A 16365-nucleotide genomic window follows, 5' to 3' on the forward strand; every position below is an offset into this window, starting at 1 on the left:
GCGCCGCCATGCCCGGCGCTGCCCGATGCTCGAGACGCCGCCTTCGGGCGGCGTCGTCGTTTCGGCCCTGCCCGCCTGGAGTTTCCGTGATGCGCATGCACTTGGCCCTACCGCTCTGCCTGTTGCTCGCCGCCTGTCGCGCGGGCAGTCCCGTCCATGAGCGCGCGCCCGGCCACGAAGCGGCGACGCCCGCACCGGTGACGCTGTCCGCAGCGCCGGCCGACTGGACGCCGCTCGCCGGCCAGCGGGTCCGCATCGACGCGCCGCTGACGGTCAGCGGCCGGCACCGGCTGGCCCGCGATGGCGCGCTGGTGGCGAGCTTCGATGGTCGTCTGTTCACCCCGACCGAGATCGCCCGTCCCGGACCCGATGCCGCAGCCGTGGCTGCAAGCAACCGCGCACGCCGCATCGAGCTCGACGACGGCCGCGACGATCCGCCCGAACGCGGCGTGCCGTGGTATCTGCCCGAGCACGCACGGGCGTTGCGCACCGGCAGCGTGCTGACCGGCGTGGAAGGCATCGTGGAACGCAGCGACGATGGCTGGCGGCTGCGCGCGACCGCGCGACCGGCGGTCGCCCTGGCGCCACGCCCGGCACCGCCGCAGGTCGGCGGCGACCTGCGGATCGCCGCCTTCAACCTGCAGAACCTGTTCAACGGCGACGGGCGCGGCGGCGGCTTTCCCACCGCACGCGGCGCGAAGACGCCCGAGGCACTGGCACGCCAGGTCGCCGGGCTGGTCGCCACGATCGCCGCACTCGACGCCGACATCGCGGCCGTGATGGAACTGGAGAACGACGGCTACGACGCCGACGCGAGCATCGCCCAACTGGTGGGTGCGCTCAATGCCGCCGGACCTGCGCGCGATTGGCGCTTCGTCGACGCCGGCCAAGGGCCGGGCGACAACGCGATCCGGGTCGGCCTGCTCTATCGCAGCACGCGCGTCCGGCCCCAGGGGGCGCCGGCGATGCTCGAAGGCGGCCCGTTCGTGGCCCACAGCCGCGTCCCGCTCGCCCAGGCCTTCGTGCCGCTGCGCAACGGTCGCGATGCAGGTGCGGGCTTCTCGGTCGTCGCGGTGCATCTGAAATCGAAGGGCTGCCGCGACGCCGAGGGCGCCGATCGCGACCAAGGCGACGGCCAGGCGTGCTGGAATGCCACCCGCACCGAGTCCGCGCGCCGGCTGCTGGCCTGGCTGGCGAGCGACCCGACCGGCAGCGGCGACCGGATCGCCGTGGTCGGCGATTTCAACGCCTACGCAATGGAGGATCCGGTACGCGCATTCGTCGACGCCGGCTGGCGCGACCCCTTCGACACCGAACCGGCGCCGACGCGCTACAGCTTCGTCTTCGATGCGCAGTCCGGTCGTCTGGACCATCTGCTGCTGAGCCCGTCGCTGGCGTCGCGCGTGCACGGCGCGGCGAAGTGGCACAACAATGCCGACGAGCCCGACTCGGGCACGCCCGACGGCACGCCGTGGCGCAGTTCCGACCACGACCCCCTGGTGGTGGGCCTGCGTCTGCGCGGCGAGTAAACGCACGGGCGTTTATCATCGCGGCATGATGTCCCCCACCTTTCCCACGCAATCCGGCCCATTGACGCTGGCCGGCCCCGTCGGCGCACTCGAAGCTGCCATCGATCTGCCTGAGGCCGACGTCCCCGCGCTGCCGCTGGTCGCAGTGGTCTGCCATCCGCTGCCCACCGAGGGTGGCACGATGCACAACAAGGTCGTGACGATGGTCGCGCGCTCGCTGCGCGAACTCGGGGCGACGACGCTGCGCTTCAATTTCCGCGGCACCGGCGCCTCCGAAGGCCAGTTCGACCGCGGCGACGGCGAGACCGACGACCTGGCCGCCGTGGTCGAGTGGGTGCGCCGGGAGCGGCCGGGCGATGCGCTATGGCTGGCCGGCTTCAGCTTCGGCGCCTATGTGTCGTTGCGTGCCAGCGATGCGTTGAAGCCCGACCTGCTGATCTCGGTCGCCCCGCCCGCCGGGCGCTGGGATTTCGACCGCATCGTGCTGCCCGACTGCCCGTGGCTGGTGATCCAGGGCGAGTCCGATGAGATCGTCGATCCCGAGGCGGTCTATCGCTGGCTCGAGGAGCGCGACGCCCAGGCCGAACTGGTGCGCATGCCCGACACCGGCCATTTCTTCCACCGCCGGATGATCGACCTGCGCGGTGTGGTGAAGAACGGCGTGCGGGGTTACCTGCCCGATCCGCGATGATCGACACCCGCCTTGCCCGCCCCGGCGACGCCATGATGCGAGGCCGGCGATGAGCCTGCCGCCGCTGCCCTCCGAGCGCTACGCCGCAGGCGTCGCGCGCGGCGATTGGCAGCACGACCCCGCGCAGCAACCGGCGCTGGTCGAGCTCGACCGGCTGCACCGGGCCCTGCACGAGCCGCCGCCCCGGCGCGGCCTGCTCGGCCGCCTGTTCGGCGGCGACGGTCACGACGATGGCATCCCCGGGCTGTACCTGTGGGGCGGCGTGGGGCGCGGCAAGACCTTCATGATCGACCTGTTCCACGACGGCCTGGCGCTGCGGACGCACAAGAGCGAAGCGCGCGCCGACGCGTCGGCGCCTGCCGCGCCGCGCGACCCCGAGCGCAGTCCCGAGCCCGATCCCCGACTGGGCGGCAAGCGGCGCACGCATTTCCACCGGTTCATGCGCGAGGTCCACGCGGCGTTGCGCGCCCATGCCGGCGAGCGCGATCCGCTGGCCGCGATCGTGCGCGGCTGGCGCGACGCCGGGCTGCGCGTGCTCGTGCTCGACGAGTTCTTCGTCAGCGACATCGGCGATGCGATGCTGCTCGCACGGCTGCTCGAACGCATGGTCGCCGACGGCATCGTGCTGGTGACCAGTTCCAATGCCGCGCCCAGCGACCTGTACAAGGACGGCCTGCAGCGCGCGCGTTTCCTGCCGGCGATCGCGCTGATCGAGCAGCACTGCCATGTGGTGCATCTGGAGAGCGACACCGACTACCGCCTGCGCGCGCTGACCCGCTCGCCGGTCTATCGCACGCCGCTCGATGCGGGCGCCGATGCCTGGCTCGACACGCGCTGGCGCGAGTTGGGCGGTGACGACGCGCATCGCGACGCCGGCATCGAACTCGACGGCCGTCGCATCCCGGTACGCGCGCGCTGTACCGGCATGGCCTGGTTCGACTTCGACGCGCTGTGCGAAGGCCCGCGTGGCGCCAGCGACTACATCCAGATCGCGACCGAGTTCCACACCGTGCTGCTGGGCGGCGTCCCGACGATGGATGCCCGCCGCGACGACGCGGCGCGCCGGTTCGTCACGCTCATCGACGAGCTCTACGACCGTAGCGTCAATCTGGTGTGCACCGCCGACGCCGAGCCGCCACAGCTCTACGCAGGCGAGCGGCTGGCGGCGGCCTTCGAGCGCACCGCCTCGCGTCTGATCGAGATGCGCAGCGCCGAATACCTGCTGCGGGCACACCGGGCGTAATCGACGCCGCCCACGCGGCATCCCGCGACCGACGAACCGCCCTGCGGTCGGCCTGCGACCTGCGGATGGGCATCGCGCCGTGCCTGGATAGTCCAAAACGCCATATCGCCAGTCCGGATCACCATTTCTGTCCGGTTCACGCGCATGGCCCACTGCCTGCCCCTCCATATTGCAGTGCAGCAGATGTCCAGCCCCACGCGCCTTGCGACCGCCCTCCTGGCGGCGCTGTCCCTCCCCCCTCTCGCCGCCGCACAGGACGCGGACGGTCATGCAGACGCAGGAGCGCGCACGCTGGGCACGGTGACCGTGACCGGCTCCCACATCCGCCGTGCGGACGCCGAGACGGCGAACCCGGTGCAGGTCATCGACCGGCAGCAACTGGAGACCTCGGGCAAGGTCACCGTCGCCGACGCGCTGCGCTCGATCTCAGCCAACACCGGCAACGCCGCCAACGAGACCAGCAACAGCGGCTGGGCCTCGGGCTCGGCCGGCATCGGCCTGCGCGGCCTGTCGCAGAAGAACACGCTGGTGCTGCTCAACGGCCGCCGCCTGGCCAACTACGGCTTCCCGGCCGGCGGGCTGTCGGACACCTTCGTCAATCTCAACGCGCTGCCGCTGGTCGCGGTCGAACGCATCGAGGTGCTCAAGGACGGCGCGTCGGCGGTGTACGGCTCCGACGCGGTCGTCGGCGTGGTCAACATCATCACCCGCCAGAACTTCCAGGGCCTGGACGTGGGCGGCAGCCTGGGCACCTCCGATGCGGGCGGGCTGGACACCCAGCGCGCGCGGCTGGTCGGCGGCTTCGGCGACCTTGCGACCGACGGCTACAACCTGCTCTTCAGCCTGGAGGCCTATGATCGCGACCGGCTCGACCAGGACCAGCGCGCGCTCACCCGCTCGGGCATCTACACCGACAAGCCCGGCGGCCGCTGGAACGGCTGGTCGGCCAAGGGCGCCCGCTTCCTCGTCAACGGCGCCTCGGTGCCGCTGCTCGACGCCGCGGGCCACTGCCCGCAGGGCATGGTGCTGACCGCGAGCGCGCCGATCGACGGGCTCGCCGGCGACACCTGCGCCATCAACCTGGCGCCCTACACGACGCTGATTCCCGCGACCGAGCGCTACCAGGGCTACGTCAACGCGACGTTGCGCCTGGGCGAGACCACCGAGGCATTCGGCGAACTGGTGGTGAGCCGCATCCGTGGCGCGTCGCTGTTCGGTTCCAGCCCGTACTTCACGCTCGAGGGCGGGCGTTTCGCGCTCAACGCCCAGACCGGGTTGGCCGAGCCGGTGTCCAACCTGCTGCCGGCCGGCAGCCCCTACAACCCGTACGGCGTCGCCACGCCGATCGAGTACACGTTCTTCGACCTGGGCCAGTCGCTCAAGACCAACCGCTCGACCGCCTACCGCGTGCTCGGCGGCGTGCGCGGCCAGCTCTCGGAGACCTGGGACTGGGAAGCCGCGGCCTTCGCGGCGCGCAGCAAGGAGGAGGAGACCGTCGCCGGCGGCTTCGCCAACCGCTGGACGCTGGCGCAGGCGCTCGCCGACGGCAGCCTGAACCTCCATGCCCCGTCGACGACGCCGCAGGCGGTGCTCGACGCGATCGCGCTCAGCACGCTGCGCCCGGCCGACTCGCGCCTGACCGGCGTCGATGTCAAAGTCTCGGGCAGTCTGTTCGAACTGCCTGCCGGCACCGTGGGCTTCGCGGCCGGTGCCGAGTGGCGCCACGAGTCGCTGGTCTCGCGCAACCCGTGGCAGATCGACGCCGGCCTGCAGGTGCGCCCGGCGATCGCCGCCGTCGATGGCGCGCGCGACGTCGCCGCGCTCTACGCCGAGATCAACGTGCCGGTGACCCCGACGCTGGAACTGCAACTGGCCGGCCGCGGCGACCGCTACAGCGATTTCGGCAGCGCGTTTTCGCCCAAGGCCGGCCTGCGCTGGCAGCCGCTCGAGGCGCTGCTGGTGCGCGCCTCGACCTCGCGCGGCTTCCGCGCGCCGTCGCTGTCGGAGAACTCGGCCTCCACCAGCATCGCCTACGGCGCAGTCGTCGACCCCTACGATCCCGACGTCGCCGATTCGCGCCAGACCCCGACGTTCTTCACTGTCGGCAACACCGATCTCGATCCCGAGCGCACGCGCAGCTACAACCTGGGCGTCGTCGTCTCGCCGCTGGCCGACACCAGCCTGAGCCTGGACTGGTACCGGGTAGAACTCGACAACCTCGTGGGCACCGGCAACACCACGACGATCGTGCAGACCAACGATCCGGCCGACGTCGTGCGCGATGCGCGCGGCAAGCTGATCGCCGTCTACAACCGCTACCAGAATCTCAGCGAACTGCAGACCTCGGGCCTGGACGCCGAACTGCGCCAGCGCTGGCGCACCGCCAACGCGGGCACCTTCGGCCTGTCGAGCGTGTTCACCCACGTGCTCGAGTACAAGCGCCCGCAAACGGTCGGCGGCCCGCTGGTCGACTATGCCGGCAGCAACCTCGGCCCGTCGCTGCCGCGCAACAAGGCGACGACGACCCTGGACTGGAAGATCGGCGACTTCGACACCGGCCTGACCTGGTACCGCACCGGCGGCTACGACCAGAAGGCCAGCGTCGCCGCGCGCGCCGCGCAGGCACGGGTGGACGCCTACGACCAGTTCGACCTCTACTTCGCCTGGTCGGGCATCGAGCGGCTGACGCTCTACGCCAAGGTCGAGAACATCAGCGATGAGACGCCGCCGCACGACGCGTCCTTCCCCGGCATCCGCGCGCCCTACGACTTCAGCCAGTACGACCTGCGCGGGCGCTACTTCCAGGTGGGGTTCGATTACCGGTTCTGACCGCCCCCCCGCATTCCGATCTCCCCACCCCCGATTCCCGCGCCCTCAGCGGCGCTCCCGCGACGACGCGCACGCATGTGTTTGCGCGGGCGTCGCCCATACCGGATACGCCCCATGCCCGACGCCCCCCTCCATCGCGCCTCCGAGCGCGGACGCCTCTTGCGTAGTGCGCCGATACGGATGCTGCTGGCCTTGCTCGCGCTGCTGCCGCTGGTCGCGGTCGCGCAGAGCGACTACTACTTCCCGCAGGCCCAGGCCGCGGATTTCGACCCCGAGGTGCCCACGCCCGAGCAGTTCCTCGGCTATCGGCTGGGAACCCACTACACGCGCCACGACCGCATCGTCGACTACTTCCGCGAACTGGCGCGCGTGTCCGACCGGATCACACTGCAGCAGATCGGGCGCAGCTACGAGGAGCGCCCGCTGGTCGCCGCCATCGTCACCTCGGCCGCCAACCACGGCCGGCTCGAGGCGCTGCGCGCCGCGCACGCCACCCAGCGCGATCCCGCTGCGGCCGTGCCCACGCAATTGCCGGTCGTCGTCGGGCTGTACTACAGCGTGCACGGCAACGAGACTTCGAGCGGCGAGGCCGCGTTGCTGACCGCCTACTACCTGGCCGCGCACCGCGGCGCCGAGACCGCGCGCTGGCTCGACGAGGCGGTCGTGCTGATCGACCCCGCGCAGAACCCCGACGGCCGCGACCGCGCGGCGAACTGGCACAACGCGTGGAAGTCGAACCCGCCGGTCGCCGACCCGCTGGACAAGGAGCACGTCGAGCCGTTCCCGATGGGCCGCACCAACCACTACTTCACCGACCTCAACCGCGACTGGCTCGCGGTCACCCAGCGTGAAACCCGGCCCAAGATCGAACTGTTCCACCAGTGGACACCGAACGTGCAGATCGACTTCCACGAAATGGGCGCGGGCAGCACGTACTACTTCGAACCGTCGCCGGCGAGCATGCACAGCCCGCTGCTGCCGCAGGCCTCCTACGATTTCAACGTCACGCTGGCGCGCTACCACGCCCAAGGCCTCGACGCGCTCGGCTCGCTGTACTACACGAAGGAAAACTTCGACAACTTTTCGCCGGTCTACGGCTCGACCTATCCCGACTTCCACGGCGGAGTCGGCGTCACCGTCGAGCAGGGCAGTTCGCGCGGCCTGGTACAGGACACCGCCGGCGGCCCGCTGGAGTTCCGCTTCACGATCCGCAATCAGGTCGCGACCGGGCTGGCGACGCTCCGCGGCGCAGTCGCCGAGAAAGCCGGCTTGCTGGCACTGCAGAAGGACTTCTTCCGCTCGGCGCTCACCCAGGGTCGCCGCCACGATGCCGCCGCGTTCGTATTCGGCGACGCGCACGACCCGTCGCTGACCCGGCGCCTGCTCGACCTGCTGCTGCTCCACCGCATCGAGGTCCATGCGCTGGCGCGCGAGACGACGATCGACGGCACTACGTTCTCGCCCGGCAGCGCCTACGTCGTACCGTCGGCACAGCCGCAGTTCCGGCTGGTGCATTCGATCTTCGAAACCACGCCCGAGGTGAAGGAGAGCGTCTACGGCAGCACCTCGTACGCGATCGCACACGCCTACGGCATCGCGTTCGCACGCGCGCGTCGCGCCCCAGCGCTGGGCGCGCGTGTGCAGGCGTTGCCGCCGGTCGAGGCCGGCATCGTCGGCGGCCAGGCCCGCTACGCCTACGCAATCGACTGGCGCGACCAGGCCGCACCGCGCGCGCTCGCCGCGCTGCTGGCACAGGACATCCGCGTGCGCAGCGCATTCCAGCCGTTCACCGCGCGCACCGCGGACGGCGAGACCGCGTTCTCCTACGGCACCCTGGTCGTACCGGTCGCCGGACAGGCGCTGGCAGCCGAGGCCCTGCATGCGGCAGTCGATGCCGCCACGCGCGAAGCCGGGGTGCGCGCGCATGCGCTGTCGACCGGACAGAGCGTGGCCGGCATCGACCTGGGCAGCGACAGCGTGCGTCCGCTGCGCAAGCCCGCGATCGCGCTGATCATGGGCCAGGGCGTCAACGCGACCGAGATCGGTTCGACCTGGTTCGCGCTGAGCGAGCAGTTGCGCTGGCCGGCGACCCGGCTCGACCCGACCCAGCTCGCGCGCGCACCGTTGCGCGAGTACACCAGCCTCGTGCTGGCCGGTGGCCACTACGAGGACTGGAGCGAGGCGACGGTCGAGGCGCTGCGCGACTGGGTCCGCGCCGGCGGTTCGCTGGTGACCTTCGGCAGCGCCTCGCAGTGGGCCATCGATCGCAAGCTCGTCGACGGCCTGGGCCAGGCCCCGGCGCCCGACGAGGACGACACCGACCGCGCGGACTTCGGCCAGCGTCGCGACCTGCTGGCCGAAGACCGCATCTCCGGCAACCTGGTCTCGGCCGATGCCGACATCAGCCATCCGCTGGCATTCGGCGTGCCGCGCCGCGCCCTCTTCGTCAACAAGGAAACCGCGGTGGTGCTGCCGCCAGCGCGCGACCGCTTCTCGACGGTCGTGCGCATCGACGATGCGCCGCTGGTCAACGGCTACGTCTCCACGCGCAACCGCGCCAGGCTCGGCGGCGCGCCGTGGGCGGTCATTGCCGCAACCGGGCGCGGGAATGTGGTGCTGTTCGCCGACGACCCGGCGCATCGCAAGTACTGGCACGGCACCGAGCGGCTGCTGCTCAACGCACTCTTGCTGTCGGAGCATTTGGTGCCAGCCGCGCGTCGCTGAGCCGCCTTCGATGATCACGGCGTAGACGGGCGGCGTCGCCGGATCGCGGCACACAGTGTTGTCGCCTGCGGGACATGCCGGTCGCGCCCGTGGGCGACCATGCGGTGCGACAACATTCCCGCCGTCGGCACGGGCCTGGCCATGACCCTCACCCAACTGCGCAGCTTCGTCGCCATCGTCGAATGCGGCCACAACATCACCCTGGCCGCCCGCCGCCTGCACGCGACCCAGTCGGGACTGTCCAAGCAGCTCGCGCAACTGGAGAACGCGCTGGGCTTCTTGCTGTTCACCCGCCGTCAGCGCGCCCTCGCCGCGTTGACCGACGAAGGCCGGCAGGTGCTTGCGCACGCCCGCCGCCTGCTCGCCGAGGCCGGCAACATCCAGGCGCTGGCCGACAACCTGCGGCGCGAGGCCCAGGGCCTGCTGCGCATCGCCACCACCCACACCCAGGCCCGTCATGCGCTGCCGCCGGCGCTGCAGGCGCTCAAGCGCGACTGGCCCGACGTCGCGGTGCATGTGGTGCCCGGAGGCGATGTCGAGTCGCTGCGGCTGCTGGCCGAACACCATGCCGACCTGGCGATCCTCAGCGGCACCGGCGCTCCGCCACCGGGCCTGGTGGCGATTCCGCTCTACCGCTGGGGCCGACGGGTCCTGCTGCCGGCCGGCCATCCGCTGACCGCATTGGCGCGTCCGATCGGGCTGCGCGACCTGGCCGGCGTGCCGCTGGTGAGCTACGAATCGAGCCGACAGCCCGCCTCGTCGCTGCAGCGCGCGTTCGCGGCCGCCGACCTGCGCGCCGACCTCGCGGTGACCGCACGCGACGGCGCACTGATCCGCACCTATGTCCACGCCGGGCTGGGCGTGGGCATCGTCGACGAAATGGGCGCCGACCTCGACGACGGCCTGGCCGCGCCGCCGGTCGAGGACGGCCTGCTGCCCGAATGCATCACCTGGGCGCTGCTGCGCCGCGACCGGGTGCTGCGCGATTTCGGCTTCGCGCTGGTCCAGGCGCTGGCGCCGCATTACGCCGCGGTGGACCTGCGCCGGCTGCTCGATCACGACCAGCCGCTGCCGATTCCGGCCCCCGACTGGCCGCGCTGGTCGCGTGCGACCGCCACGGCCCTGGCGGCGCGGACCGCGGTCGCCGTGGCTGAATAGGCCTCTTCCGGGGTTGCCTGGCGCAGCCGGATCTGCATCGCCCCGTGCCCGGCCGGCGGCTGAGGCCGCACGATTCCCGGCCTGACGCGGATCCGGGCGCCCGCCCCACATTTAGCGTTGACGCTGTCCGACCACCCCACTATCTTGGGCCACGTCGGTTCCGCAGCCACAAAGCCTGTGGATGAAAAACGGGAAGCCGGTGACGCCCCACGCCAGTCCGGTGCTGCCCCCGCAGCGGTAATTGGGAACGTCCCCGCCGCCACCGGAGTGATCCGGTGCAGTGGGACCGAAGGCCTGCCTTCACCCATGAGTCCGTACCGTGCCGACAGCCGCGCGAAAGCACGACGCGCGGTGACCGCTGTGGACGCTCCGCACAGGGGTGGGTCCGCGGCGCGGAACCCGACGGCACCCGCCGTCGCCGTCTCGCGGCGCACCCGCCCCACACGAGCCGTCCGCAGCCACCGGACCCGACGCGGGCGGGCCGGGGCGTGCGCGAATGCACTGGACACCAAGAGAGAGGACGCATGACCAGCCACGACACCGTCTCGACCGCCCCTTCGACGCCCGCAGACGCGCCCCCGACCCCGATCGCTTCCCCCACCCCTGTGGCGCCGTCCGCCGTCGACGCCGACGACGTGGTGCCGCCGCCCCCGAGCGCCGCCATGCAAACCGCAATTGCTGAAAATTCCGACGTCGACACCGACGTCTCCACCTGGATCACCAAGGAAGCCGGCAACCGCCGGATCCCGTACGACCGCGCGCGCCTGGAGCGCAGCATCGACCGCGTCCACGGCGAGTTCCCGCAACTCGATATCGCCGACTACAAGCGCAGCGTGTTCGGCTTCGTCGAGCGCAAGGACGCGGTCAACGCCGACGACCTGGTCGACCACCTGATCCGCGAGGCCGAGGCCCGGGTCGACGTCACCGCGCCCGAATGGGAGTTCTTCGCCGCCCGCCTGTACCTGCACCGCCTGTACAAGCGCGCCAGCCGCAACCGCTTCTACGACGCCGAGCAGAAATACGGCTCCTACGTCGGCCTGCAGGAATCGCTGGCCGACCGCAATATCTATTCCAACGACATCCTGCGCGCCTATTCCAAGGAAGAGCTGCAGGAAGCCGGACGCATGATCGAGCCCGAGCGCGACAAGCTGTTCGCCTACAACGGCCTGTACCTGCTGGCCACGCGGTATCTGGCCACCGACACCTCGCGCGCCGTGTTCGAGCTGCCGCAGGAGCGCTGGCTCACCATCGCGCTGTATCTGATGCAGAACGAGACCCGCGGCGGTCGCGAGCGCCGCATGCAGCTCGTCGGCGAGGCCTACTGGGCGCTGTCGAATCTGTACATGACCGTCGCGACCCCGACGCTGCAGAACGCCGGCAAGGTCGGCGGCCAGCTGTCGTCGTGCTTCATCGACACCGTCGACGATTCGCTGCAGGGCATCTACGACTCCAACACCGACATCGCTCGCGTCTCCAAGGGCGGCGGCGGCGTGGGCGCGTACATGGGCTATGTGCGCTCGTCGGGTTCGTCGATCCGCGGCGTACCCAATTCCTCGGGCGGCGTGGTGCCGTGGATCAAGCAGCTCAACAACACCGCCGTGTCGGTCGACCAGCTCGGCCAGCGCAAGGGCGCGGTCGCGGTGTACCTGGATGTGTGGCACCGCGACATCGAGAACTTCCTCGATCTGCGCCTGAACAATGGCGACCAGCGCCTGCGTGCGCACGACGTGTTCACCTCGATCTGCATCCCCGACCTGTTCATGGAAGCGGTCGAGCGCCGCGGCGATTGGTATCTGTTCGACCCGCACGAGGTCCATCGCGTCAAGGGCTTCTACCTGCAGGACTTCTTCGACGAGAAGAAGGGCGACCCGAACGGCAGCTTCCGCAAGCGCTACGAGGAAGTCGTCGCGGACGAGCGCATCTCGCGCAAGACCGTCAAGGCGATCGAGATCTTCAAGCGGATCATGGTGTCGCAGCTCGAGACCGGCAACCCGTTCATGTTCTACCGCGACGAAGTGAACCGGAAGAACCCGAACAAGCACGTCGGCCGTGTCTATTCGTCGAACCTGTGCACCGAGATCCTGCAGAACATGAGCCCGACGAAGATGATGCAGGAGATCATCTCCGGCAATCAGATCGTCACCACCAAGCAGGCCGGCGACTTCGTCGTGTGCAACCTGTCGTCGGTGAACCTGGGCCGGGCGATCGTGCCGCAGGAGGGCCAGGGCGACCTGATCACCGACGTGCTCGAGCGGCTGATCCCGATCCAGGTGCGGATGCTCGACAACGTCATCGACCTCAACCAGTTGCCCGTCCCGCAGGCCACGATCACCAACCAGAAGTACCGCGCGATCGGCCTGGGCACGTTCGGCTGGCATCACCTGCTGGCGCAGAAGGGCATCCACTGGAACACGCCCGAGGCCGAGGACTTCAGCGACACGCTGTATGAGCGCATCAACTTCCTGACCGTGCAGGCGAGCATGGAGCTGGCCAAGGAAAAGGGCGCCTACTCGGTGTTCGCCGGCAGCGACTGGCACACCGGCGCCTACTTCCGCGACCGCGACTACAACTCGCCCGCGTGGCTGGAACTGGCCGCCAAGGTCGGCGTCAACGGCATGCGCAACGGCTGGCTGATGGCGGTCGCGCCGAACATGTCGACCGCGCAGATCGCAGGCTCCACCGCGTCGATCGACCCGATCTACTCGGCGTTCTACTACGAGGAGAAGAAGGACTACCGGCGTCCGGTCGCCGCCCCCGGGCTGTCGCTCGAGACCTGGCCGTTCTACGAAAAGGGCGCCTACAAGGTCGACCAGTTCGCGTCGGTGCGCCAGAACGCGCGCCGCCAGCGTCACGTCGACCAGGCGATCAGCTTCAACCTGTACGTGCCCAGCACCATCCGCGCCAGCACCCTGCTCGACCTCCACATGACCGCCTGGCGCGAGGGCATCAAGACCACGTACTACGTCCGCTCCAACGACATCGACATCGCCGAATGCGAGTGGTGCAGTAGCTAAAAGCGCATTCGCGCTGACTTACAGATTAAAACCGGGGTCAGAGTGCATTTTTCATCCACTGACCCCGGTTCGAGAGTGCAACGGAAAAATGCACTCTGACCCCGGTTCTGCCGATCGCACGCGACACGCAATACGAGAAACGCAATCATGGCCACGACTTCTACGCCGCTCGACCGCATCAAGATCCTCGAGCCGCGTCACCCCAACCGCTCGACCGGCATCATCAACGGGCGCACGTCCGGCATCCTGAACTGGAACGACATTCCGTACCCGTCGTTCTACCGCGCCTACAAGGAGCTCTCGACCAACTTCTGGATTCCCGACGAGGTCGACATGAAGGGCGACGCCAAGCAATACGGCGAGCTCTCGGCGCGCGAGAAGAACGCCTACGATTCGATCATCGGCCTGCTGGCCACGCTCGACTCGCCGCAGACGCGCTTCATCTACAACGTTGCCGAATACATCACCGACCCGGCCGCGCATGCCAACGCCGCGATCATCGGTCAGCAGGAAGTGATCCACAACGAGAGCTACAGCTACGTGCTGGCCTCGATCACCGACCTGTCGAACCAGAACCGCGTGTTCGAGATCGCGCGGACGCACCCCACGATCCAGAAGCGCAACGCGCCGATCATGGAGTCCTACGACGATTTCATGCGCGAGAAGACCGCCGAGACGCTGCTGCGCTCGCTGATCCAGTCCTCGATCCTCGAAGGCATCAACTTCTACTCGGGCTTTGCGTACTTTTACAACCTGGTCCGCCAGAACCGGATGACCGGCACCGGCAAGATCATCAGCTTCATCAACCGCGACGAATTGGCGCACACCAAGTTCATCAGCGAGGTGATCCGCGCCATCGTCGGCGAGAACCCCGAGCTGCAGACCAACGAACTCACCGACTACGTGCACAAGGCCTTCGCCCACGCGATCGAGCTGGAGACCCAGTGGACCGGCGAGGTGCTCGACGGCATCGACGGCATCGATGTCGACGAAATGATCCGCTACGTGAAGTACCGCGCCAACAAGATGGCCGGCATGCTCGGCATCGAGAAGCTCTACACCGAGACCACCGACAACGTCATGCCGTGGATCAAGGCCTACGCCGACAACTTCACCGAGACCAAGACCGACTTCTTCGAGATGCGCAACGCATCGTACAAGAAGACGAACTCGGACAACGGGTTTGATGATTTGTGAGAACCTCGTGCTCGCTTAGTTGAGCTAGAGGCCTTGATTTGTAGCGCGATCCTTAGGCGAAGCTCATGGCGTCAAATAAGAATCAACATTTTGTTCCTAGATGTTACTTGCGCCCGTTCGCGCCCGACGCCAATAGAAAAAATATAAACCTCTATAACATTGACCGCGACCTAGTAATTCTCAATGCCCCCATTAAAAGCCAATGTTCGCGTGACTACTTTTACGGGAAAAGCCAACTTCTAGAAAATGCGATTCAAGCCGTTGAGAGTGGGTATGCCACAGCTCTGCCGGAACTCCTTTCCTACAACAAACCAATCTCCTCTAACTCTCGCGTTGTTATCCCACGCTTTTGGCTTTTGCAACATTCAAGGACTGAGGCTGCATCCCAGAGAACAGCGCAGATGTCAGAAGAGGCAGACAAACTCATTCAACACCCGGAAGAATCGTTCAAGTTAGAGATCAAGCAAGCTGTACAAATCGCTCTCAGATCCTACGCTGAAAATCTTGATGTATTGGACGACCTAAAGATCGTTTTGGCAAAAAACCGCTCCAGCGTTCCTTTCGTCACGTCCGACGACCCAGCGGTCCTAATCAATCGTTGGCATCAAGGAAATCCTCTCCTGAGGGGGGTGGGATTTGGCATGCAATCTGCAGGCCTAATCTGTGCGCTCCCCCTGTCGCCCACTGTTTACTGCATTCTATATGACGGGGATGTCTACAGCATTGCGCATTCAAACAACTGGTTTGAAATAAGATCGGATGCAGATGTCACATCACTCAACAATCTTCAGTACTTGAATTGCGCTGCAAACCTGTATTTTCACGACAAAGAAACGTCAGCCTTGTTCGATGGGCTTCGCTCCTTTAATCACCAAATCCGCCCGCCCTGCCGCCACCGAATTCATTACGCGATCAAGTCTGAATCTAACGCTGATAGGGTCGTATACAAAGTAGTTGATAAAGACGCCATACCCGATCATTCGGAGGCGCTTATCCACATGGAGACCGTCCGCCTTTCACCGGCGACTTGGCCAAGCTTCGTTAGGTGGCGCTCAAAGGGAACTTATTGCTCGAATGGAAGTAGATCGGGTCATCTTAGAGTTTCCCACGCTCTTTCACGAGACTTAGCACCTCCTTACTTCAAATGCCGGACCGGGCATTGATCTCTAGGCAACACAGTAAGATTGAGTTTCATGCGTATCCTCCTCGCCTACTGCTCGCTCAGCGGCAACACCCGCGACGTCGCCCGGATGGTGCGGGCACGGTGCGAGGCGCTGGGGCACGAGGTGACCTGGATCGAGACCGACATCCAGACCCTCGCGTCTGTCTGCCCCGACGGCGCCGCGCACGATCTGTATGTGCTTGGCGCCTGGACCGACAACGCCGGGCGCACGCCTTCCGAGATGAAGCGTTTCATCGCCGACCTGGTGGATGCGGTCGGCAAGCCTGAGCACGTCGCGGTGTTCGGCACTGGCGAGACGCAGTGGGGCGCGGAGTACTACTGCGGCGCGGTGCATCGCATCGCGACGTTCTTCGCCAGTCCCTATCCGCGGCTGGAAATCGAACAGATGCCACACGGCGAGCGCGACGTGCTGAAGATCGAACGCTGGACCGATACCATAGTTGGCCGTCACGAGACCCCGTCCCATGCAGACCCTGCACGCCTCCACGCCTGACGACTACGCCGCGGCCCTAACCGCGCATCCGCGCCTGCTCGTGGACTACTACAAGGACGACTGCCCGGGCTGCAAGATGCTCGACATGTCGCTGGCGAAGTTCGCCGCGACCGACGCCGCGAACGGCCTGGTCCTGCTGAAGGTGAAGCTGGAGATTGTCGGCGAAGACTTCTTCCGGGGCCTGGGCCTGCGGCAGACGCCGACGCTGGCACTGTTCCGCGACGGCGAGGAAGCCGCACGCCTGCCTGGGTTCCAGGCGCCGGGCCAGATCGCCCAGGCCGCCAGCCAGCATCTGGGCTGACGC

General features: G+C 67.7%; 10 protein-coding genes and 1 riboswitch. All 10 genes read left to right on the forward strand.

Going from position 1 to position 16365, the window contains the following annotated elements; genetic code table 11:
• Positions 1 to 89: 89 nt before the first annotated feature.
• Positions 90 to 1529: an ExeM/NucH family extracellular endonuclease gene (locus ABE505_RS07860; protein ID WP_346443662.1), complete on the forward strand. Its 1440-nt coding sequence runs from the start codon at positions 90 to 92 to the stop codon at positions 1527 to 1529.
• A 25-nt stretch (positions 1530 to 1554) separates the two neighbouring features.
• Positions 1555 to 2220, forward strand: coding sequence for an alpha/beta fold hydrolase (locus ABE505_RS07865; RefSeq protein WP_346443661.1), 666 nt, complete (start codon positions 1555 to 1557; stop codon positions 2218 to 2220).
• Between the two features lie 49 nt (positions 2221 to 2269).
• Positions 2270 to 3463, forward strand: a complete 1194-nt coding sequence (gene zapE, locus ABE505_RS07870) for a cell division protein ZapE (protein ID WP_346443660.1) — start codon at positions 2270 to 2272, stop codon at positions 3461 to 3463.
• 183 nt (positions 3464 to 3646) lie between these two features.
• Positions 3647 to 6292 carry a TonB-dependent receptor gene (locus ABE505_RS07875; RefSeq protein WP_346443659.1) on the forward strand — a complete coding sequence of 882 codons (2646 nt, stop codon included), beginning with the start codon at positions 3647 to 3649 and terminating at the stop codon, positions 6290 to 6292.
• Between the two features lie 114 nt (positions 6293 to 6406).
• Positions 6407 to 9016 (forward strand): M14 family zinc carboxypeptidase, encoded by a 2610-nt coding sequence (locus ABE505_RS07880; RefSeq protein ID WP_346443658.1) that lies wholly within the window; start codon positions 6407 to 6409, stop codon positions 9014 to 9016.
• Positions 9017 to 9157: 141 nt separating this feature from the next.
• Entirely contained in the window at positions 9158 to 10174 is a 1017-nt protein-coding gene (locus ABE505_RS07885) for a LysR substrate-binding domain-containing protein (protein ID WP_346443657.1), read from the forward strand.
• Positions 10175 to 10312: 138 nt separating this feature from the next.
• A riboswitch (cobalamin riboswitch) is annotated at positions 10313 to 10516 on the forward strand.
• A gap of 182 nt (positions 10517 to 10698) precedes the next feature.
• On the forward strand, positions 10699 to 13188 hold the full coding sequence (locus ABE505_RS07890) for a ribonucleoside-diphosphate reductase subunit alpha (protein ID WP_346443655.1): 2490 nt from the start codon (positions 10699 to 10701) through the stop codon (positions 13186 to 13188).
• Positions 13189 to 13335: 147 nt separating this feature from the next.
• Positions 13336 to 14385: a ribonucleotide-diphosphate reductase subunit beta gene (locus ABE505_RS07895; protein ID WP_337243376.1), complete on the forward strand. Its 1050-nt coding sequence runs from the start codon at positions 13336 to 13338 to the stop codon at positions 14383 to 14385.
• A gap of 1193 nt (positions 14386 to 15578) precedes the next feature.
• Positions 15579 to 16061 (forward strand): flavodoxin, encoded by a 483-nt coding sequence (locus ABE505_RS07900; RefSeq protein ID WP_346443654.1) that lies wholly within the window; start codon positions 15579 to 15581, stop codon positions 16059 to 16061.
• Positions 16033 to 16362, forward strand: coding sequence for a thioredoxin family protein (locus tag ABE505_RS07905; protein WP_346443652.1), 330 nt, complete (start codon positions 16033 to 16035; stop codon positions 16360 to 16362). Before ABE505_RS07900 ends, ABE505_RS07905 begins: the two co-directional genes overlap by 29 nt.
• The last annotated feature ends 3 nt before the right edge of the window (positions 16363 to 16365 follow it).

It is taken from the genome of Luteimonas sp. TWI382, assembly GCF_039674545.1.
Lineage (GTDB): Bacteria > Pseudomonadota > Gammaproteobacteria > Xanthomonadales > Xanthomonadaceae > Luteimonas.

Bases quoted from the DNA above. Each gene is read 5' to 3' on its own strand.
- ABE505_RS07860 (WP_346443662.1), top strand. From the start codon at position 90: ATGCGCATGCACTTGGCCCTACCGCTCTGCCTGTTGCTCGCCGCCTGT.
- ABE505_RS07865 (WP_346443661.1), top strand. From the start codon at position 1,555: ATGATGTCCCCCACCTTTCCCACGCAATCCGGCCCATTGACGCTGGCC.
- zapE (WP_346443660.1), top strand. From the start codon at position 2,270: ATGAGCCTGCCGCCGCTGCCCTCCGAGCGCTACGCCGCAGGCGTCGCG.
- ABE505_RS07875 (WP_346443659.1), top strand. From the start codon at position 3,647: ATGTCCAGCCCCACGCGCCTTGCGACCGCCCTCCTGGCGGCGCTGTCC.
- ABE505_RS07880 (WP_346443658.1), top strand. From the start codon at position 6,407: ATGCCCGACGCCCCCCTCCATCGCGCCTCCGAGCGCGGACGCCTCTTG.
- ABE505_RS07885 (WP_346443657.1), top strand. From the start codon at position 9,158: ATGACCCTCACCCAACTGCGCAGCTTCGTCGCCATCGTCGAATGCGGC.
- ABE505_RS07890 (WP_346443655.1), top strand. From the start codon at position 10,699: ATGACCAGCCACGACACCGTCTCGACCGCCCCTTCGACGCCCGCAGAC.
- ABE505_RS07895 (WP_337243376.1), top strand. From the start codon at position 13,336: ATGGCCACGACTTCTACGCCGCTCGACCGCATCAAGATCCTCGAGCCG.
- ABE505_RS07900 (WP_346443654.1), top strand. From the start codon at position 15,579: ATGCGTATCCTCCTCGCCTACTGCTCGCTCAGCGGCAACACCCGCGAC.
- ABE505_RS07905 (WP_346443652.1), top strand. From the start codon at position 16,033: ATGCAGACCCTGCACGCCTCCACGCCTGACGACTACGCCGCGGCCCTA.